This is a genomic window from Paeniglutamicibacter sp. ORCA_105 (genome assembly GCF_045798545.1).
In the GTDB taxonomy this organism is placed as follows: Bacteria; Actinomycetota; Actinomycetes; order Actinomycetales; family Micrococcaceae; genus Paeniglutamicibacter; species Paeniglutamicibacter sulfureus.
In genome coordinates, this window is the sequence record NZ_JBIXLM010000058.1 from 1 (window position 1) to 19,072 (window position 19,072).

19 protein-coding genes are annotated in these 19,072 nt (G+C 66.7%); 10 read left to right on the top strand and 9 right to left on the bottom strand.

Going from position 1 to position 19,072, the window contains the following annotated elements; genetic code table 11:
• The 3 genes from ACIPUB_RS18910 to soxR all read right to left on the bottom strand — a co-directional run.
• A partial coding sequence (locus ACIPUB_RS18910) for a superoxide dismutase (RefSeq protein WP_407608795.1) occupies positions 1-369 on the bottom strand: 369 nt, incomplete at its 3' end.
• A 57-nt stretch (positions 370-426) separates the two neighbouring features.
• Positions 427-945, bottom strand: a complete 519-nt coding sequence (locus ACIPUB_RS18915) for a flavin reductase family protein (RefSeq protein ID WP_407608796.1) — start codon at positions 943-945, stop codon at positions 427-429.
• 83 nt (positions 946-1,028) lie between these two features.
• Positions 1,029-1,508, bottom strand: coding sequence for a redox-sensitive transcriptional activator SoxR (soxR, locus tag ACIPUB_RS18920; RefSeq protein WP_264269111.1), 480 nt, complete (start codon positions 1,506-1,508; stop codon positions 1,029-1,031).
• Between the two features lie 290 nt (positions 1,509-1,798).
• On the opposite strand from soxR, the gene ACIPUB_RS18925 reads away from it, so the two are divergent.
• From ACIPUB_RS18925 to ACIPUB_RS18940, 4 genes are all read left to right on the top strand, one after another.
• Positions 1,799-2,410 (top strand): biotin transporter BioY, encoded by a 612-nt coding sequence (locus ACIPUB_RS18925; protein ID WP_407608797.1) that lies wholly within the window; start codon positions 1,799-1,801, stop codon positions 2,408-2,410.
• A 61-nt stretch (positions 2,411-2,471) separates the two neighbouring features.
• Positions 2,472-3,185: an energy-coupling factor ABC transporter ATP-binding protein gene (locus tag ACIPUB_RS18930; RefSeq protein WP_407608798.1), complete on the top strand. Its 714-nt coding sequence runs from the start codon at positions 2,472-2,474 to the stop codon at positions 3,183-3,185.
• Positions 3,182-3,808 carry a CbiQ family ECF transporter T component gene (locus tag ACIPUB_RS18935; protein ID WP_407608799.1) on the top strand — a complete coding sequence of 209 codons (627 nt, stop codon included), beginning with the start codon at positions 3,182-3,184 and terminating at the stop codon, positions 3,806-3,808. Before ACIPUB_RS18930 ends, ACIPUB_RS18935 begins: the two co-directional genes overlap by 4 nt.
• A 65-nt stretch (positions 3,809-3,873) precedes the next feature.
• Positions 3,874-4,788 (top strand): neutral zinc metallopeptidase, encoded by a 915-nt coding sequence (locus tag ACIPUB_RS18940; protein WP_407608800.1) that lies wholly within the window; start codon positions 3,874-3,876, stop codon positions 4,786-4,788.
• 74 nt (positions 4,789-4,862) lie between these two features.
• Here ACIPUB_RS18940 and ACIPUB_RS18945 read toward each other — a convergent pair whose 3' ends face one another.
• From ACIPUB_RS18945 to ACIPUB_RS18965, 5 genes are all read right to left on the bottom strand, one after another.
• Positions 4,863-5,207, bottom strand: coding sequence for a metal-sulfur cluster assembly factor (locus ACIPUB_RS18945; RefSeq protein WP_264269119.1), 345 nt, complete (start codon positions 5,205-5,207; stop codon positions 4,863-4,865).
• Between the two features lie 2 nt (positions 5,208-5,209).
• Entirely contained in the window at positions 5,210-5,968 is a 759-nt protein-coding gene (gene sufC / locus ACIPUB_RS18950; RefSeq protein WP_264269120.1) for a Fe-S cluster assembly ATPase SufC, read from the bottom strand.
• 77 nt (positions 5,969-6,045) lie between these two features.
• A complete protein-coding gene (gene sufD / locus ACIPUB_RS18955) occupies positions 6,046-7,332 on the bottom strand; it encodes a Fe-S cluster assembly protein SufD (RefSeq protein ID WP_264269121.1) in 1,287 nt (428 codons plus the stop codon).
• A 2-nt stretch (positions 7,333-7,334) separates the two neighbouring features.
• On the bottom strand, positions 7,335-8,795 hold the full coding sequence (sufB, locus tag ACIPUB_RS18960) for a Fe-S cluster assembly protein SufB (protein WP_407608801.1): 1,461 nt from the start codon (positions 8,793-8,795) through the stop codon (positions 7,335-7,337).
• A complete protein-coding gene (locus tag ACIPUB_RS18965; protein WP_407608802.1) occupies positions 8,792-9,580 on the bottom strand; it encodes a helix-turn-helix transcriptional regulator in 789 nt (262 codons plus the stop codon). Before ACIPUB_RS18965 ends, sufB begins: the two co-directional genes overlap by 4 nt.
• A gap of 150 nt (positions 9,581-9,730) precedes the next feature.
• On the opposite strand from ACIPUB_RS18965, the gene ACIPUB_RS18970 reads away from it, so the two are divergent.
• The 3 genes from ACIPUB_RS18970 to ACIPUB_RS18980 are packed head-to-tail and all read left to right on the top strand — an operon-like array spanning position 9,731 to position 12,402.
• Complete coding sequence (locus tag ACIPUB_RS18970; protein ID WP_407608803.1) at positions 9,731-10,687, top strand: ABC transporter ATP-binding protein; 957 nt, start codon at positions 9,731-9,733, stop codon at positions 10,685-10,687.
• On the top strand, positions 10,677-11,450 hold the full coding sequence (locus ACIPUB_RS18975; protein ID WP_407608804.1) for an ABC transporter permease: 774 nt from the start codon (positions 10,677-10,679) through the stop codon (positions 11,448-11,450). The genes ACIPUB_RS18970 and ACIPUB_RS18975 overlap by 11 nt, the downstream gene beginning before the upstream one ends.
• 19 nt (positions 11,451-11,469) lie before the next feature.
• A complete protein-coding gene (locus ACIPUB_RS18980; RefSeq protein ID WP_407608805.1) occupies positions 11,470-12,402 on the top strand; it encodes a COX15/CtaA family protein in 933 nt (310 codons plus the stop codon).
• A gap of 321 nt (positions 12,403-12,723) precedes the next feature.
• Here the strand turns inward: ACIPUB_RS18980 and ACIPUB_RS18985 are convergent, their stop codons facing one another.
• Positions 12,724-13,704, bottom strand: coding sequence for a heme o synthase (locus ACIPUB_RS18985; RefSeq protein ID WP_264269126.1), 981 nt, complete (start codon positions 13,702-13,704; stop codon positions 12,724-12,726).
• 325 nt (positions 13,705-14,029) lie between these two features.
• On the opposite strand from ACIPUB_RS18985, the gene tkt reads away from it, so the two are divergent.
• The 3 genes from tkt to ACIPUB_RS19000 are packed head-to-tail and all read left to right on the top strand — an operon-like array spanning position 14,030 to position 18,915.
• Entirely contained in the window at positions 14,030-16,141 is a 2,112-nt protein-coding gene (tkt, locus tag ACIPUB_RS18990; RefSeq protein WP_407608806.1) for a transketolase, read from the top strand.
• Between the two features lie 30 nt (positions 16,142-16,171).
• The gene (tal, locus tag ACIPUB_RS18995; protein WP_407608807.1) at positions 16,172-17,287 is read left to right on the top strand and encodes a transaldolase; all 1,116 of its coding nucleotides are present in this window, start codon (positions 16,172-16,174) and stop codon (positions 17,285-17,287) included.
• The gene (locus ACIPUB_RS19000; RefSeq protein WP_407608808.1) at positions 17,284-18,915 is read left to right on the top strand and encodes a glucose-6-phosphate isomerase; all 1,632 of its coding nucleotides are present in this window, start codon (positions 17,284-17,286) and stop codon (positions 18,913-18,915) included. The genes tal and ACIPUB_RS19000 overlap by 4 nt, the downstream gene beginning before the upstream one ends.
• The last annotated feature ends 157 nt before the right edge of the window (positions 18,916-19,072 follow it).

A 19,072-nucleotide genomic window follows, 5' to 3' on the forward strand; every position in this document is an offset into this window, starting at 1 on the left:
CGAACCCTGCAGGCTCATCGCCGCGGCGGTGAAGTGCGCACGGAAAGCGTCAAAGGAACCAAACGCGTCATCGATCGCCGCAGCCAACTCGCCCTCGGGCTTGTCCCCGCCCTCCGGGGAAAGGTTGTTCCAGAAGATCGAGTGGTTGGTGTGACCGCCCAGGTGGAACGCCAGGTCCTTGGACAGCTTCGGAATGTTCCCGAACTCGCCCTTCTCGCGGGCCTCGGCCAACTGCTCCAACGCCGTGTTCGCACCGGCCACATAGGTCGCGTGGTGCTTCGAGTGGTGCAGCTCCATGATCCGCGCCGAAATGTTCGGCTCCAAGGCCGCGTAATCGTACTGCAGCTCAGGCAAGGTATAAATAGCCAAAATGAATCCTCAACTCATGTTTCGGTGAAAACCGGACCCGGGGTTTCCCGGGGACGGTCAAGCGATGAGCCTCGTGTGCTCACCGATGCTGTGGTAGCCGCGCCGGTGGTACACCAGCGGGGCAGCGGTGGATTGGCCGGGGATGACCTCGAGCACCGAAGCGACGACGACCGTGGCCGGTCCGGCGGCAACCCGCGATTCGATGGTGCAGCGCATCGCGACACCCACCCCGTGGATCAGGGGTTCCCCGGTGGGCAACTGTTCCCACCCTGCCAGTTTCGAGAACCGCTCCTCGCCGGGTGTAGCGAACAAGGTTGCCACATCGGCGTTGGGCTCCGTCAAGAAGTGGACCACGATGTGCTCGGCGTCCAGGATCACTTCGGCGGAGCCCGATCGCCGCGCAATGTTGAACGCCAGGTAGGCCGGTTCGGCCGAAACGGAGATCAAGGATGAGGCAGTGATTCCGACAGGTCCGCGGTGGCCGGTGGCCGTCACCACGGCAACGCCCGCCGGATGGTTTCCAAAGGCGAGGCGAAATTGATCCGCGATCGTGGCGGCCGGAATGTGGGTTTGCACGGCGGGTCCAGGTTCCTCTCGTCATGCGGGGCGCCCGCACGGGTGCGGCGGGCTTGGTCCAACTACTCCCCCACGCTAGAACCTCAACCTTGGTTGAGGTCAAATTCCGTGTCCTCCCGGAACAACGTCGCGCCTCCAAGTCCGTCGGCCAATCGGTCATTGGGGTTGACGAATCCGCATTCGGCCAGCGACAGGCAACCACAGCCGATGCAGCCACCCAACCCGTCCCGCAACGACTGCAACTGGTGGATCCGCTCCTGCAAGTCGTCCCTCCAGGCCGCGGAAACAGCTTGCCAGTCCTCCTTGCGTGGCGTTCCGTCAGCGGGCAGTCCGGCGAAGAGTTCGGCGATTGACCGCAGCGGAATGCCGGCGCGCTGTGCGGCACGAATCACTGCCACGCGGCGCAGCACGCTTCGGTCGAACCGCCGCTGGTTACCCGTGGTTCGCCAGGAGGAAATCAGCCCTTCGCGCTCGTAGTAGTGCAGCGCCGAGACTGCAACGCCTGACCTGTCAGCCAGCTGCCCCACGGACAGATCCTGCGACGTTCCATCACCCGTATCCATGCCACCATTCTGCCTGCCGTCCGCCGTTCGCTACCACATCGGCTCCGGCGCGGCAGTCGATGGCTTCAGGCGTTGAAGCGGTGCATGGTTGATGGACCGGGCGGAACGGTGCGCTCGAGACCAATGCCGCGGCGACGGTTTATGGCCAGGCGTCGGGTGGTGAGCAACACTTTTGTTACCGGCGACCAAGACTTTTGAACAGTGTTCAAGTATTGTCATTCGTAACGCAAACGCGACGCGAATCCACGCACCGCAGCGCCACCATCTCGAATCGACAGGAACACCCAGCCATGACGACCTCCAGCCCGCGCATCGACGCGCACACCCCTGCCCGGATCGGGGCCCGCGATCTCGCCCTGGTCTCGGTCTTTGCCGCGCTCATCGCCGTGCTCACGCTGGTTCCGGCCGTCCCGGTGGGAGCCCTTGGCGTGCCGATCACCTTGCAGACCATGGGCGTGGCGCTCACCGCACTGATCCTCGGCTCGCTGCGCGGCGGCTCGGCCGTGGGCCTGTACCTGCTGGTGGGGCTGGCCGGAGTGCCGATCTTTGCCAAGTTCTCCGGCGGCTTGGGTTCGCTCGCCGCACCCAGCGCCGGATACCTGCTCGCCTTCCCCATTGCCGCCCTGGTCACCGGCGCGCTCGCCACCCTGGTGCTGCGCAGGGTCACCCGCCGGCGCTTCGTCTGGCTGTTCCTCTCCGCCATGTGCGGCTCGATCCTGGTGATCCACCCGCTGGGCATCCTGGGCATGAGCTTGAACGCGCAGATCCCGCTGGGCCAGGCCTTCATCCTGGACATGGCCTACTGGCCCGGAGACGTCGTGAAGAACCTGCTGGCCGCTGCCATCGCCGTCAGCGTCTTCAAGGCCTTCCCGTCTTTCGCCCGCCGCCGCTTCAACGCATAGAATGCCGGCTGCGGCAGCAGCGCAATTCGATCCACACCACCAGCAGGGAATACCGTTAAGCGTGATCCGATTCAACAATGCCGGCCTGTCAGTGCCCGCCGACGACCCGGCGCGGGCCCCGCGCACCGTCCTGGCCCCGTGCACCCTCGAACTCAACGAACGGCGCATCGCCGTGATCGGCGCAAACGGGTCAGGCAAGTCCACGCTGCTGCGCATGCTCAACGGGTTGGTGACCCCCTCGACCGGGTCAGTGGAGGTCCACGGCTTCGACACCGTCCGCCAGGCCAAGTCCGTGCGCAGGCGCGTGGGTTTCCTGTTCACCGATCCGCTCTCGCAGCTGGTCATTCCCATCGTCACCGAGGACGTCGAGCTCTCCCTCAAGGCCTTGCACAAGGACCGGGCCAAGCGCAGCGCCTCCGCACTGCGCGCGCTGGCCGCGCTCGGCCTGGAACACCTGGCCCACCGCAGCATCTATGACATCTCCGGGGGCGAGCGCCAGCTGGTGGCCCTGTGCAGCGTGCTGGCCGCGGGCCAGGACATCCTGGTGGCGGACGAACCGACCACGCTGCTGGATCTGGCCAATAACGAACTGCTCCAAAAAACGCTGGGTGCACTGGACCAGCAGGTCATCTACGCAACCCACGACCTGGACTTCGCCGCGGCCGCCGACCGGGCGCTGCTGGTGGCCGGCGGCAAGATCGTCTTTGACGGCCCGGCGCCCGAGGCCGTGGACACCTACCGCCGGCTGGTCCGCCATGGAAGCCTGGCCACGTGAGCGCCTCGCACCAGATGCTGCTCGGCCACTACCTGCCCGGTGCCAGCCCGGTGCACCGGGCACCGCTGCTGGCCAAGTACCTGGTGGTCCTGGCGGTGGGTGCCGCGGTGCTCCTCTGGCGCATTCCCGCCGTCGGGCTCGGAACCCTGTTGTTGGGCGTGGGGCTCTTCGCCCTGGCCGGACCTCGCGTGCTGCGCGCGTGGGCCGCTCCGCTGCGCCAACTGTGGTGGATCTTCGCGATCCTGGGGATCTACCAGTCGATCCTCAACACGCCGCTCTTCGCCCTGACGCTGGTCAGCGGGATGCTCGCTGTCATCCAGTGCGGGCGTCTCGTCCTGTTGACCACCACCCAGGCCGCGCTGCTCGACGGGCTGGAACGCGCCGCAGCGCCGGTCCGGCTGATCGGCGGGAACCCCGCCACCGTCGCGCTGGCAGTGGCCCTGATGCTGCGCAGCATCCCGGCGATAGCAAGTTCGGTGCAGGACCTCGCGGACGCTGCCAAGGCCCGCGGAATCGGGCGCAACCCCGCGACGCTGGCAGCACCCGTGGTCATCAACACCGTGGCCTATGCCCAGCGCACCGCGGACGCGCTGGCCGCCCGCGGCATCATGGAACGCAACTAACGTTTCCGCGGGGTTTGCGCACGACAATCCACCCAAATCGGCTACGCGCACGTATTGTATGTTTCATGAGTTTCAACGACGACGCACAACTCGATTCCGGACGCATCAGGGACTCGCGCGGCCGGGGCCGCGGCGGCAAGATCGCCGCCGGCGGTGGCGGCATCATCGTGGTGCTGCTTGCCGCCTTGCTGGGTGTCAACCCCGACATGCTCACGCAGCTGGGGCTCGGAGGGGATCCCGGCATCGAGCAGGGAGCCAACGAGAACGGACCGGCGGGCATCACCGAATGCCAGACCGGGGCCGACGCCAATGCGCGCACCGACTGCCGGATCCTGGCAACCACGCAATCGCTTGACAGCTTCTGGCTCAGCTACCTGCCGCAATACGACGTGCAGGTGCAGCAGCCCGGGGTCGAGGTCTTCGACGGGCAGGTGAGCACGGAATGCGGGACCGCGACCAGCGCGGTGGGCCCGTTTTATTGCCCCGCGGACCAGGTCGCATACTTCGACACCGGATTCTTTGCCGACCTGAGCACCAACTACGGTTCAGATGGCGGGGCCCTGGCCGAGGAATACGTGGTGGCGCACGAGTACGGGCACCACATCCAAAACACCATCGGCACCCTCGCAGCATCCCAGCAGGGGGCCAAGGGTGCGACTTCGGGCTCGGTGCGCGTGGAGCTGCAGGCCGACTGCTTTGCCGGCATGTGGGCCGCGCATGCGGCGAACACCAAGGACGCCGAGGGCAACACCTTCATGGAGCCGTTCACCGAGGCCGACCTGCGCTCGGCGCTGTCGGCGGCCTCGGCCGTGGGCGATGACAGGATCCAGGAGGCGGCCACCGGGCGGGTGAATCCCGAGGGCTGGACCCACGGTTCCTCGGCGCAGCGCCAGTCCTGGTTCCTGCAGGGATATGCGACCGGGGACATCAACCAGTGCGACACGCTCTCGGCGCGGGACCTGGACAAGCCCGGCGGCTGAATCCAGAAAGCGAAAAGCGAGGTGCGATCCCCCCTGAAGGGGAAACGCACCTCGCTTTTGTCTTGTCCGCAGGACTAGATGTTGAAGCCCAGGGCCCGCATCTGGTCGCGGCCGTCATCGGTGATCCGCTCCGGACCCCATGGCGGCATCCAGACCCAGTTAAGGCGGTAGGAATCGACAACCGACTCCAGTGCCTGGCTGACCTGCTCTTCGATGACATCGGTCAAAGGGCAGGCAGCGGTGGTCAGGGTCATGTCGATGAGCAGTGCGCCGTCTTCGGCGTACTTCAGCCCATAGAGCAGGCCCAGGTCAACGATGTTGACGCCGAGCTCCGGGTCGATGACATCCTTGAGCGCTTCTTCGACGTCCTCAAGCTCGGTTTCTGCCGACCCGCTGGTCGTTTCGTTCGATACGCTCATGACTAGGCCGGAACGTTCAGGAAGCGGTCGTAGCCCTCGTCCTCGAGGCGGTCGGCCAGCTCGGCGCCACCCTGCTCGGCGATCTTGCCGTCAACGAAGACGTGCACGAAGTCCGGCTTGATGTAGCGCAGGATCCGGGTGTAGTGCGTGATGAGCAGCGTGCCCATCTCGTTCTCTTCCTGGGCGCGGTTGACACCTTCGGAGACGACCTTCAGCGCGTCGACGTCCAAGCCGGAGTCGGTCTCGTCCAGGATGGCGAACTTCGGCTTGAAGAGCTCGAGCTGGAGGATCTCCACGCGCTTCTTCTCGCCGCCGGAGAAGCCTTCGTTGACGTTGCGCGAGGCGAACTCGGCATCGATCTTCAGCTTTTCCATGGCGCTCTTGACGTCCTTGGTCCAGGTCCGCAGCTTCGGGGCTTCCCCGTCGATGGCGGTCTTGGCGGTGCGCAGGAAGTTCGTCATCGAGACGCCCGGAACCTCGACCGGGTACTGCATGGCCAGGAACAGGCCGGCGCGTGCACGCTCGTCAACGCCCATCTCCAGGACGTCGGCACCGTCGAGGGTGATCGAGCCGGAGGTGACGGTGTAGCGCGGGTGCCCGGCGATGGTCGAGGCCAGGGTGGACTTGCCCGAGCCGTTGGGGCCCATGATTGCGTGGGTTTCGCCGGTCTTGATGGTGAGGGAAACACCCTTGAGGATTTCCTTGTTGCCCTGCTCGGTCTCGATGGAGACGTGCAGGTCCTTGATTTCCAGAGTAGACATGCCTTGAGTCCGTTCTCTTTCCGTGAAGTCGATGTGGATCGACGAAGTTTTGGTGTTGGTGGGGGGAAAAGCCTGGACTAGCTGTCCGTGGCGGCGAGCTCGCGCTCGATCGTCTCGGCCAGGCGTTCCTCGATCTCCGGTACCCGGATCTGCTGCACGATCTCGTTCAGGAAGCCGCGCACCACCAGGCGGCGTGCGGTCTTCTCGTCGATGCCGCGGCTCATCAGGTAGAAGAGGTGCTCGTCGTCGAAACGTCCGGTCGTGGAGGCGTGTCCGGCCCCGTCGATCAAACCGGTCTCGATTTCCAGGTTCGGCACCGAGTCGGCGCGTGCGCCCTCGGTGAGCACCAGGTTGCGGTTGGCCTCGTAGGAGTTGGTCCCCTTGGCTTCCTTGCGGATCAAGACGTCGCCGACCCACACGGTGTGTGCGTCCTTGCCTTGCAGGGCACCCTTGTACAACACGTTGGACTTGCAGTTCTCGGTGGCGTGGTCCACGAACAAGCGGTGTTCCAGGTGCTGTCCGGCATCCGCGAAGTACAGTCCGAAGAGCTCCACCTCGCCGCCCTGGCCATCGAAGTGCGCCGAGGGGGTCAGACGCACCAAGTCGCCGCCGTAGGTCACGGCGATGTGCTTCAGGTGGCCGTCCTTGCGGACCTTCGCCAGGTGCGAGGAAGCGTGGATCGCGTCGTCGGCCCAGGCCTGCAGCGAGATCACGGTCAGCTTGGCGCCTTCGCGGACATCGATTTCGATGTTCTGCGCCAGCACTGCGGACCCGACGTGGTCGATGACCACGACGGACTCGGAGTTGGCCTCGGCGACGACCACGAGGTGGCTGGCGGCCGCTTCGGTGGAGGTGCCCGTGTAGGTCAGCGTGACCTGTTCGCCGCTGGAGTTCGCGGGAATGGTCAGCACCTTGGCCTCGGCCGCATGCTTCCAGGCGTTGGCCGAGATGCGGTCCTCCGGGATGCCGGCGGAACCGACGCGTGCATCGGTCATCGCAACGGTTTCCAAGGTGGAGACGTTGGCACCGGCCACGGTCAGCTCGGGGGCAACCCCGGCCAACGCGTTCTTGTGCAGGCCGCCCATGCGCTTGAGCGGGGTGAAGCGGAAGTCCTCTTCACGTCCGGTCAGCGCCGGGAAGTCCTCGACGTTGTAGCTGGTCTTGCGACCGGCGCGCGAGGAATCAGGGATTCCTGCCCCGCCACCGTGGCTGTGCGCCTTGGCTGCGTCGCCGCCCAACGGCGAGGCTGCTACTTCTGCTTCGTTCAACGGCGAGAGGTTTTCGCCCTCTTCGGTGAAACCGGAAATGCTGGGTGCACCGATACGGGCCTTTTCGCCCGTTGAGTGAGTTGCGGTATCAGTCATGATTAACCGACGGATCCTTCCATCTGCAGTTCAATGAGGCGGTTCAGTTCCATGGCGTACTCCATCGGGAGCTCGCGGGCGATCGGCTCGACGAAGCCGCGCACGATCATGCCCATGGCTTCCTCTTCGGTCATGCCGCGGCTCATCAGGTAGAAGAGCTGCTCCTCGGACACGCGCGAAACGGTGGCCTCGTGGCCCATGGTCACGTCGTCCTCGCGGACGTCGATGTACGGGTAGGTGTCCGAACGCGAGATCTGGTCGACCAGCAGCGCGTCGCACTCGACCGAGTTGCGTGCGCCCTTGGCACCCTCGCGGACCTGGACCAGGCCGCGGTAGGCGGCGCGGCCGCCGTTGCGGGCCACCGATTTGGAAACGATCTTCGAGGAGGTGTTCGGTGCGATGTGGACCATCTTGGAACCGGTGTCCTGGTGCTGGCCCTCGCCGGCGAAGGCGATCGACAGGGTCTCGCCCCGGGCGTGCTCGCCGACCAGGTAGACGGCCGGGTACTTCATGGTGACCTTGGAACCGATGTTGCCATCGACCCACTCCATGGTTGCGCCCTCTTCACAGACGGCGCGCTTGGTCACCAGGTTGTACACGTTGTTCGACCAGTTCTGGATCGTGGTGTAGCGGACGCGGGCGCCCTTCTTCACGATGATTTCCACAACTGCCGAGTGCAGCGAGTCCGAGGTGTAGATCGGGGCGGTGCAGCCCTCGATGTAGTGGACGTAGGAGTCCTCGTCGGCGATGATCAAGGTGCGCTCGAACTGGCCCATGTTTTCCGTGTTGATGCGGAAGTATGCCTGCAGCGGGATTTCCACGTGGACGCCCTTGGGGACGTAGACGAAGGATCCGCCGGACCAGGTCGCGGTGTTCAGCGAGGCGAACTTGTTGTCGCCCACCGGGATGATCGTGCCGAAGTATTCCTTGAAGATGTCTTCGTGCTCGCGCAGGGCCGTATCGGTGTCAAGGAAGATGACACCCTGCTTTTCCAGGTCCTCGCGGAGCTGGTGGTAAACAACCTCGGACTCGTACTGGGCGGCGACACCGGAAACCAGGCGCTGCTTTTCAGCCTCGGGGATGCCGAGCTTGTCGTACGTGTTCTTGATGTCCTCGGGCAGGTCCTCCCAGCTGGTGGCCTGCTTCTCGGTGGAACGCACGAAGTACTTGATGTTGTCGAAGTCGATGCCCGAGAGGTCTGCGCCCCAGGTGGGCATGGGCTTGCGATCGAAGTACTTCAGGCCCTTGAGGCGCATGTCCAGCATCCACTGGGGCTCGGACTTGAGCTCCGAAATGTTGCGGACAACATCCTCGCTGATGCCGCGGCGCGCATTGGCACCCGCGTCGTTCTTGTCGCTCCATCCGTACTCGTAATTGCCGATTCCTTGGAGTTCGGGGTTCTTCTCCAGGATCTCGGTAATTACGCCGGCGTCGGGGGACTCCTGTGCAATCTGATCCGTCATCGCGGCCTCTCCTGCTTCGTAATCTTGATTCGAGTTCTCTTCTCAGCGCGCTGAGGAGTTTGGTTCCGGCCCACGGGGACGTGGGTCGTACACACATGCCCGCCGCTGGCAAGTGTCGAGAGCCTTCGCACATCGACACCCAGCAGACGGGAAAAGGCCTGGGTTTCCATCTCGCAAAAGACGGGGAATTCCCGAGCCAAATCTTGGATGGGGCAGTGCCCCTGGCACAGCTGGACGCTGAGCATGGTGGCGGTCGGCGAATCTGCGCCGACCTTGCGGGTGGAGGCAACGAATCCGTCCGCGCTGAGCGCATCGCTCAGCGCGTCGGCGCGTTCCTCGAGGCCCTCGATGTCGGCCACCACGGGACGGTAACGCCGTTCCATGGCGGCAAAGCGGCGGGCGGCAAAGGCCTCGACGGCTGCCGGTCCGGCGGCCCGGCCAAGTTCGGCCAGTGCATCGGTGGCGATATCCAGGTAATCGTTGCCCATTTTGGTTTGGCCGCGGTGTGACAGCACGTAGCGGCGTGAGGGTCGACCGGCGCCGGTGCGCTGGTTGGCCACGAGCTTGACCTCGACGAGCCCCTGCTTGGAGAGCGCATCGAGGTGGCGACGGACGGCTGCAGGGGTAAAGCCCAGGCGCTCGCCCAGTTCGGCGGCGCTGACCGGGCCGTCTTCCAACACGGAATACAGGACTCGGTCGCGGGTGCGTTCTTCGGCTTCCCCTGTCGCGGGAATGTTGTGTGCCGGGGCGTCGCCGACCGGCACTGTCTGATTCGATGAATACACAACACAAGCATGCGCTAATCCAGCCAGCCCGTCTAGTAAGGCACTGCTTACCTCGCCGCGGGCTTAATGTCGCACCCGACCGCCGGCGACCCAGGGAGACCGGCGCCACACCCCGACCGCCTCATCTACTACGTAGCCTAGAATAGCCGGGTGTCCAATGTGTCTCCAAGTCTCGTCATCGAGGACTTGCTCAAAGATTTCGGTCCCGTCCCCGCCCTGGATGGCCGCATGATGCGCGTCTTGTACGGCATCAGCCTCAAGGCCGACCCCGGAACCGTCACCACGCTGCTGGGTTCCAACGGAGCCGGGAAGTCCACCACCCTTGGCTGTGCGCAGGGCCTGCTGCGCCCCAACGGGGGCACGGTCAGGTTGTTGGGCGAGGATCCCTACGGCGCCAGCCCGGCATTGCGTTCGCGGGTGGGCGTCATGCTGCAGGACGGCGGGCTGCCGCCATCGCTGCGCCCGATCCCGCTGCTGCGCCACGTCGCCTCGTTCTACCGCCACCCGGCGGACCTTGACGCCCTCATCGAGCGCCTGGGCATCAACGAGTTTGCCACAACCTCCATCCGCCGGCTCTCCGGCGGCCAGAAGCAGCGGGTGGCTCTGGCCGCCGCCCTGGCCGGGGATCCGGAAGTCGTCTTCCTCGACGAGCCGAGCGCCGGGCTGGACCCGCAATCGCGCCACGTGGTCTTCGACCTGATCGGCGAGCTGCGCGAGGCAGGCAAATGCATCGTGCTGACCACCCATCTCATGGAAGACGCGCAGAAGCTTTCCGACTACGTCTACATCATTCACGAGGGACGCAACGTGGCCCAGGGAACGGTTGCGGAGCTCACCGCCCATGCCAACCAGGAGACCGCGACCCAGGCCGTTGACTTCACCGCCGCGGCAGCCATGGTCCCGCCCCCGCTGCCGCCGCACCTCACCCTCACCGAGGCCTCCCCCGGGCACTACCGCCTTGACGGCGTGCGCTCCCCCGGGGACCTGGCGGAACTGACGACGTGGTGGTCCCGCGAGGGCGTCCTGCCCCACGCACTGACAATGCAACCGCGAACTCTTGAAGACGTGTTCCTGGAGATTGCCGACAAGGGAAACAATGCCAACTAGCATGCAGGCCGCGCCGGCGGCCGCCAACGCCCAGGGAACCCTCAAGCGCATCCTGCTCCAGGGGCGCTACGAGACCATGGGCATGATCAGCAACGGGGAACAACTCGTCGTTGCCGTGGTCTTGCCGCTCATGGCGCTCTTCGGCCTGGTCTTCACCGACCTGCTCAAGGACATCGCCGCCAAGCCCATCGATGCCGCAGCCCCCGGCGTTCTGGCCCTGTGCGTGGTGTCCACCGCGTTCACCGGGCAGGGCATCGCCACCGGTTTCGACCGCCGCTACGGGGTGCTGCGCTTCCTGTCAACGACTCCGCTGGGCCGCGCCGGGCTGATTTACGGCAAGGTCATAGCGGTCCTGGTGGTCCTGTTCCTCCAGGTCGTCGTCATCGGCGGCACCGCCCTGTTGCTGGGGTGGCGGCCGGCGCCGGCTGGCATCGGCTGGGCCATTGCCCTGCTGGTGCTGGGCGCCGCGGCGTTTACCGCCCTGGGGCTGCTGGTCGCGGGCACCGTGCGCCCCGAGGCCACCCTGGCCATCACCAACCTTGCCTGGGTATTGCTGGCCGCAGTCGGGGGGATCCTGTTCCCCAGCAACCGAGCACCCGCATACCTGCAGCCGATCGTCGACCTGCTGCCCTCCGCCGCCCTGGGTGATTCCCTGCGGGCGGCCCTGATCACCGGAACCACCTCGGTCTCCGGGATCCTCATCCTGCTGGCATGGACAATCATTGCCGGTTTCGCCGCAACACGCTGGTTCAAGTGGAACTAGAATCCTGGAGCACAACACCATGAGCACCACCTCCCCCGCCGCCAACCGCTGGACGGACAAGTTGCCCGCCACCGTGAATACCACGGTGCACCGCCTGGCCATTGCGTCCCTCGCGTCCCAGATCGGCATTATCGTCACCGGCGGCGCCGTGCGCCTGACCAAGTCGGGCCTGGGCTGCTCGCAGTGGCCGAACTGCGTGCCCGGGTCCATGACGCCGGTTGCGGAAATGGGCATCCACGGACTCATCGAGTTCGGCAACCGCCTGCTCACCTTCATCCTCGCCGCCATCGCCGTGGCCATGATCGTGTCGATCTGGCGCTTGCGCACCACCCACAGGACCATCTACCGCCTGTCCATCGCCTTGCTGGCAGTGATTCCCGCCCAGGCGGTCATCGGCGGCATCACCGTCTGGTCCAACCTGAACCCGTGGGTGGTGTCCCTGCACTTCCTGGTCTCGGCCGCCCTGGTCATGGCCGCCACCCTGCTGGTCAACCGCACCGGCGCACTGCGCCGCGGCGAATCCTCGCTGGGGACGCCCGCCGGATCCACGCAGCGTTTCCTTGCCTGGACCATCTTCGCCACCTCGGCACTGGCCCTGGTGCTGGGCACCATCGTCACCGGGACCGGCCCGCACGCCGGGGACGCGGATGCCCCGCGCCACATGTTCGACCCGTACATCGTCACGCGGATCCACGTGGTTCCGGTCTACCTGTTGGTCGCAGCGACCGTCGTTGCCCTGGTGCTGGCTTTCCGCCGGGCCTCGGACGCGAAGCTGCGCAATCCGCTGTTGCTGATGGTCGGAGTCGTGCTGCTGCAGGGCGTTATCGGCTACGTCCAGCACTTCACCGGCCTGCCGATCCTCCTGGTGCTTGCCCACATGCTCGGGGCCTCGCTGCTGGCAGCGGCAGCCGCCAACGCCTGGGACCGGACCACAGGGAAGTTCCCCTTCTAGTCGTACCGATCCCGTCCGGCAACAAACGCCCGCCTGCATCGCGCAGGCGGGCGTTTTGCGTTGCACCGCATGTCGCCGCAAGGTCGCCCTGCCGGAGCTCCCGGCCGGCGTTTTCGCGGTCGCGCAATATCGGGGAACCCGTTCCACGGGGATTGCCCGCGGACCAGGCACCGGGAACGAGCGCGGCAAGCCACGCCGGTCAGGCGTTGAACCGCCCCGCAAGGTCCGTGGAAGAAACTGCCGGGCAACGAGAAGGCGGCCCGCCCGGGTTTCCCCGTGCGAGCCGCCATCGGTGCTTCGGCTTTGTCCCTGGCGTGTGTCCTAGAAGAGCGGGCCGCCCACGAACGGGTCGATGGCCAGGGCGACGAAGACGAGCGTCAGATAGGTGATGGAGATATGGAAGACCTTCATGGCCTTCTTGTTCATGTCCGCCGGCTCATGGTCGCGCTGGGCCTCGCGGTAGAGCACGTGGCACTCGTAGACGAACCACAGGCCCGAGACGCCTGCCAGCACGGTGTAGACGATGCCCGCGTAGCCCATCGGGACCAGCAGCAGCGAGCAGACCAGCGTGGCCCAGGCGTACAGGACAACCTGCACCGAGACCCGGCGGGCACTGGAAATCGCACCGAGCATCGGCACCCGCGCGGCGTTGTAGTCGTCGGCGTACTTCATGGACAGCGGCCAGTAGTGCGGCGGGGTCCACAGGAAGATGATCAGGAACAAGATGATGGCGGGCCATTCGATCTTGTTGGTGACCGCCGCCCAGGCAATGAGCACTGGCATGCAGCCGGCGATCCCGCCCCACACGATGTTCTGTGCCGTCCGGCGCTTGAGGATCAGCGTGTACAGCACCACGTAGAAGAGGATTGCAGCCAGGCCGAGTGCGGTGGTCAGCGGATTCGTTCCGAACCAGAGCACCGCCAGCGACGCGAAGCCAAGGGCGTAGGAGAAGATCAACGCCTCGCGCGGGGTCACCTCGCCGGTCACCAGCGGGCGCCCCTTGGTGCGCTTCATGACCTTGTCCATGTCGCGGTCGATGTAGCAGTTGAAGGAGCCGGATGCCCCGGCAGCCATGGCCCCACCCAGCAAGGTGGCCAGCACCAGCGAAATCGAGGGGAAACCGCGTTCGGCGAACATCATGGTCGGCAGCGTGGTCACGAGCAGGAGCTCGATGACGCGAGGCTTGGTCAGGGCCACATAGGCCTTGGCCTTTCGCGACACGAAGTCGCCAACCGATTCATTCGGCTGACGAGCTGCACGGGCCCTCGTTGCGGAGTCAACGGACACGGTCTTCACAGACATCTACTCAGTTCTACGGGGGTCAATAAGGACAATCACCCTCTAGCATACCCTTTTACAGCACGTAGAAATGGGCCGCGATCTTTCCGTGCGGGCGACACGCGGGCGCGCCCGCCCGCAATCCCCGGCACCGATAGTTTTCGCCATGCCTCAACAAGCGGTCTCAAACGGGCATTTTTGAGGCCAATGACGCTAAGCTGGAACCGTTGCGCCGCCGCCGAAACCGTCCCGTGAATCACTGGACGGACGGCGGCGTTGTGCTTACAGGGCGGGATGCCCCGCAACCACATGACTTTGAAATGCACACCGTACAGGGAGGACCCACAACGTGGCGCCACTAGCAGCAAACAGCGAATTCGCTTGGACCGATCTTGACCAGCGAGCCGTCGACACCGCCCGCGTGCTCGCCGCGGATGCGGTCGAGAAGGTTGGAAACGGCCACCCCGGAACGGCGATCTCGCTGGCCCCGGCCGCGTACCTGCTCTTCCAGCAGCACCTGCGCCACGACCCGTCCGATCCGGCCTGGATCGGCCGCGACCGCTTCGTGCTCTCCCCCGGGCACACCTCGCTGACCCTGTACCTGCAGCTCTTCCTCTCCGGCTACGGCCTGGAGCTCGAAGACCTCGAGGCACTGCGCACCTGGGGCGCCAAGACCCCGGGCCACCCGGAATTCGGCCACACCGCCGGCGTGGAAATCACCACCGGTCCGCTCGGCCAGGGCCTGGCCTCGGCCGTGGGCTTCGCCTACGCCCAGCGCCGCATGCGCGGCCTGCTTGACGCCGACGCACCCGCCGGCACCAGCCCCTTCGACCACACCGTGTGGGTCATCGCCTCCGACGGCGACCTGCAGGAGGGCGTCACCTCCGAGGCCTCCTCGCTGGCCGGCCACCAGGAACTCGGCAACCTCGTCGTGGTCTATGACGAGAACCACATCTCCATCGAGGACGACACCGACGTGGCGTTCACCGAAAACGTGCTCGGCCGCTACGAGGCCTACGGCTGGCACACCCAGCGCGTGGACTGGACCAAGACCGGGAACTACGTCGAGGACCTGGCCGAGCTCGACGCCGCCCTGCGCGCCGCCAAGGCCGAGAGCAACCGTCCCTCGATCATTTCCCTGCGCACCGTCATCGGCTGGCCCTCGCCGACCAAGGCCGACACCGGCGGCATCCACGGCTCCAAGCTCGGCGGCGCCGAGGTTGCAGGCCTGAAGACCGCCCTGGGCTTCGACCCGGAAGCCAACTTCGCGATCGCGGACGAGGTACTGGCCCACGCCCGCTCCGTGCAGGAGCGCGGCACCGCCGCCCGCGCCACCTGGCAGGAAGGCTTCGACGCCTGGTCGAACGCCAACCCGGAAAACGCCGCCCTGCTGGCGCGCCTGGAATCCGGCGAGCTGCCGGCCGGCTGGGACGAGAACCTGCCGGTCTTCGAGCCCGGCAAGGACGTCGCCACCCGCTCGGCCTCCGGCAAGGTCATCAACGCCGTCGCCGGCGTACTGCCAGAGCTCTGGGGCGGCTCGGCCGACCTGGCCGGCTCGAACAACACCACCATCGAGGGTGCACCGTCCTTCATCCCGGAATCGCGTTCCACCGATTCCTGGAAGGGCAACCCCTACGGCCGGGTGCTGCACTTCGGCATCCGCGAGCACGCTGCCGCCTCGATCGTCAACGGCATCACGCTGGCCTCCCCGACCCGCGCCTACTCGGGCACCTTCCTGATCTTCTCCGACTACCAGCGCCCGGCCATCCGCCTCTCCGCGCTGATGGGCGTGCCCTCCATCTACGTGTGGACGCACGACTCCATCGGCCTGGGCGAGGACGGACCGACGCACCAGCCGGTCGAGCAGCTGGCCTCCCTGCGCGCCATCCCGAACCTTGACGTGGTCCGCCCGGCGGATGCCAACGAGGTCTCCTACGCGTGGAAGAAGATCCTGGAAACCACGTCCAATCCCGCCGGCATCATCCTCTCGCGCCAGAACCTCCCGGTCTACGACCGTGCACAGCTGGGCTTCGGCGCGGCCGAGGGTGTCGAAAAGGGCGCCTATGTGCTCGCCGACGCCACCGCCAACGGCGAGGTCGTCGCCCCCGAGGTGCTGCTGCTGGGAACCGGCTCCGAGGTCTCCCTGGCCATCGAGGCCCGCGAGGCCCTGCAGGCCCAGGGCGTTGCCGCCCGCGTGGTCTCCATCCCGTCCCTGGAATGGTTCAACCAACAGGATGCCGCCTACCGCGAATCCGTGCTGCCCGCCGCCGTCAAGGCCCGCGTCTCGGTCGAGGCCGGCGTGGCCCAGGGCTGGCGCGAGCTGGTGGGCGATGCCGGACGCATCATCTCCCTTGACCACTACGGCGCCTCGGCAGACTACAAGCGCCTCTTCACCGAGTTCGGGATCACCGCGGAGGCCATCACCGCCGCCGCCCTCGATTCCATCTCGGCCGCCAAGTAACACCCCCCCAACACGCAAAGGATTTTTACCGTGAGCAACGCAAACACCCAGGCCCTTTCGGACGCCGGCGTCTCGATCTGGCTCGATGACCTCTCCCGCGAACGCCTGACCTCCGGTTCGCTCGAGGCCCTGATCAAGGAAAAGAACGTCGTCGGGGTCACCACCAACCCCTCGATCTTCCACGCTGCCCTGTCCGACGGCGAGTCCTACGCGGCGCAGGTCGCCGAGCTGGCGGCAGCCGGCATGGACGCCGAGGAAGCCGTCTTCAAGATCACTTCCGACGACGTCGCCGCGGCCTGCGACCTGTTCGCTCCGATCGCCGCAGCAAGCGGCGGCGCCGACGGCCGCGTTTCCATCGAGGTCGACCCGCGCCTGGCCCGCAAGACCGCCGAGACCATCGCCGAGGCCAAGGTCCTGCACGAGATGGTCGGCCGCGAGAACGTGCTGATCAAGATCCCGGCAACCGTCGAGGGCCTCGAGGCCATCGCCGAGACCCTGGCGGCAGGCATCTCCGTGAACGTCACGTTGATCTTCTCGCTGGAGCGCTACCGCGCTGTCATCAACGCCTTCCTCACCGGCCTGGAGGCAGCCAAGGCCAACGGGCATGACCTGTCCAAGCTGCACTCGGTCGCCTCCTTCTTCGTCTCCCGCGTGGACACCGAGATCGATGCGCGCCTGAACGCCATCGGCACCGACGAGGCCCTGGCCCTGCGCGGCAAGGCCGGCGTCGCCAACGCCCGCCTGGCCTACCAGGTCTACGAGGAGACGTTCACCTCCGAGCGCTGGAACGTGCTGGCCGCGGCCGGCGCCAACGCCCAGCGCCCGCTGTGGGCCTCCACCGGCGTGAAGGACCCGGCCCTGCCGGACACCCTCTACGTCACCGAGCTGTGCGCCCCGAACACCGTGAACACCATGCCGGAAAAGACCCTCGAAGCCACCGCCGACCACGCGGAAATCACCGGGAATGCAGTGTCCGGCAGCTACGCCGAGGCCAACGCGGTGCTTGACGCCCTGGCGGCCCTGGGTGTGAGCTACAACGACGTCGTGGCCAAGCTCGAGGTCGAGGGCCTTCAGAAGTTCGAGGCCGCCTGGAACGAGCTGCTGACCGACCTCGATGCCTCGCTCAAGAACGCGAACGTGAAATGAGTTCCCTGGGGTTCATCGCCACGGGTGCCGCGCAGGCGGCCATCGAGGCCCATGTGCCGTCGCTGGTGGCCGATAAGGTCGCCAGCCGCATCGCCGCCAAGGACGCCACGGTGTGGGTCGAGTCGGCCCGCGCCGAGGCCTCCGTCCGCCTGGGCTGGGTCGACGCGCCGGAAAACTCCCGCGCCCTGGTGCCCGGCATCCTGGCACTGCGCGACGAGCTGCGCGCCGAGGGGGTGAACCGCATCGTGCTTGCCGGCATGGGCGGATCCTCCCTGGCGCCCGAGGTCATTTGCGCGACCAACGACGTCGAGCTGGTCGTCTGCGACTCCACCGACCCGGAAATGGTCGCCGGCATCCTCGCCGACCGCCTGGCCACCACCGCCCTGGTGGTTGCCTCCAAGTCCGGTTCAACGGTGGAGACCGACTCGCAGCGCCGGGTCTTCGAGCAGGCGTTCAACGACGCCGGCCTCGATGCCGCCTCGCGCATCATCGTGGTCACCGACCCGGGATCGCCCATGGATCAGGCAAGCCGGGCGGCCGGCTACCGCGCGGTGTTCAACGCCGACCCGTCCGTGGGCGGGCGCTATTCGGCGCTGACCGCCTTCGGGCTGGTTCCCGCAGGACTCGCGGGCGTCGACATCGAGGCCTTCCTGGACGAGGCCGCGGCCGCGGCCGAGTTCCTGGCCGAGGACGACGAGGACAACATCGCCCTGGCCCTGGGTGCCGCCATGGCCGGCACGAGCCCCCTGCGCGACAAGCTCATCTTCGCCGACGAGGGCTCGGGACTGGCAGGTTTCGCCGATTGGGCGGAACAGCTCATCTCGGAATCCACCGGCAAGGAGCAGACCGGCGTGCTGCCGGTTGTCGTGGAGGACCGGGCACCGGAAACGATCAGCGCGGCTGCCGACTTCCTGCAGATCCGCCTGGTCGCCGACACCGGCCTGCTCACCGACGAGGACATCGACGCCGAGACCGCCTCGGTCGCGCTCTCCGGCGCCTTGGGCGCGCAGATGCTGCTGTGGGAGTACGCGACCGCCGTGGCCGGGCGCCTGCTGGGGATCGACCCTTTCGACCAGCCCGACGTGGAGGCCGCCAAGGTTGCCGCCCGCTCGCTGTTGGAAGGAACCCCGGAATCCGTTCCGGCCGCGTTCACCGACGGCGCCATCGAGGTCCGCGGCTCCGCGGGGCTGCTGGAGGGGTGCGATTCGCTCGCCGGCGCCCTGGCGGCCCTGGTTGCCGCGTTGCCGTCCAACGGCTACCTCGGCATCCACGCCTACCTGGACCGCCGGTCGGACATCGAGCTGGAGAACATCCGCCCGTTGCTTGCCGCCGCCGCCAAGCGCCCGGTGACCTTCGGGTGGGGGCCGCGCTTCCTGCACTCCACCGGGCAGTTCCACAAGGGCGGACCGCGCGTGGGCGCCTACCTTCAGCTCACCGCGGAGTCCTCGATGGACCTGTCCATTCCGGAGAGGGCCTTCACCTTCGGCGAGTTGATTGCCGCGCAGGCCAGCGGCGATGCGCAGGTGCTGGCCGATCTGGGTCGCCCGGTGCTGCGCCTGCACCTGACGGACAAGGAAGCCGGCATCCGGCAATTGGACAAGCTGGCGCGGGAGATGGCCCAGGCCTGATCCTCCGTTCCTTCCGCCGCACACCGGGTGCCTGCCCCCCGCCCCCGGGGGGGGGGGGGGGGGGGGGGGGGGGGGGGGGGGGGGGGGGGGGGGGGGGGGGGGGGGGGGGGGGGGGGGGGGGGGGGGGGGGGGGGGGGGGGGGGGGGGGGGGGGGGGG

Coding starts and splice junctions, on each gene's coding strand:
- ACIPUB_RS18940 (WP_407608800.1), top strand. CDS start 3,874: ATGAGTTTCAACGACGACGCACAACTCGATTCCGGACGCATCAGGGAC.
- ACIPUB_RS18925 (WP_407608797.1), top strand. CDS start 1,799: ATGACGACCTCCAGCCCGCGCATCGACGCGCACACCCCTGCCCGGATC.
- ACIPUB_RS18945 (WP_264269119.1), bottom strand. CDS start 5,207: ATGAGCGTATCGAACGAAACGACCAGCGGGTCGGCAGAAACCGAGCTT.
- sufC (WP_264269120.1), bottom strand. CDS start 5,968: ATGTCTACTCTGGAAATCAAGGACCTGCACGTCTCCATCGAGACCGAG.
- ACIPUB_RS18985 (WP_264269126.1), bottom strand. CDS start 13,704: ATGTCTGTGAAGACCGTGTCCGTTGACTCCGCAACGAGGGCCCGTGCA.
- soxR (WP_264269111.1), bottom strand. CDS start 1,508: ATGGATACGGGTGATGGAACGTCGCAGGATCTGTCCGTGGGGCAGCTG.
- ACIPUB_RS18975 (WP_407608804.1), top strand. CDS start 10,677: ATGCCAACTAGCATGCAGGCCGCGCCGGCGGCCGCCAACGCCCAGGGA.
- sufB (WP_407608801.1), bottom strand. CDS start 8,795: ATGACGGATCAGATTGCACAGGAGTCCCCCGACGCCGGCGTAATTACC.
- sufD (WP_264269121.1), bottom strand. CDS start 7,332: ATGACTGATACCGCAACTCACTCAACGGGCGAAAAGGCCCGTATCGGT.
- ACIPUB_RS18980 (WP_407608805.1), top strand. CDS start 11,470: ATGAGCACCACCTCCCCCGCCGCCAACCGCTGGACGGACAAGTTGCCC.
- ACIPUB_RS19000 (WP_407608808.1), top strand. CDS start 17,284: ATGAGTTCCCTGGGGTTCATCGCCACGGGTGCCGCGCAGGCGGCCATC.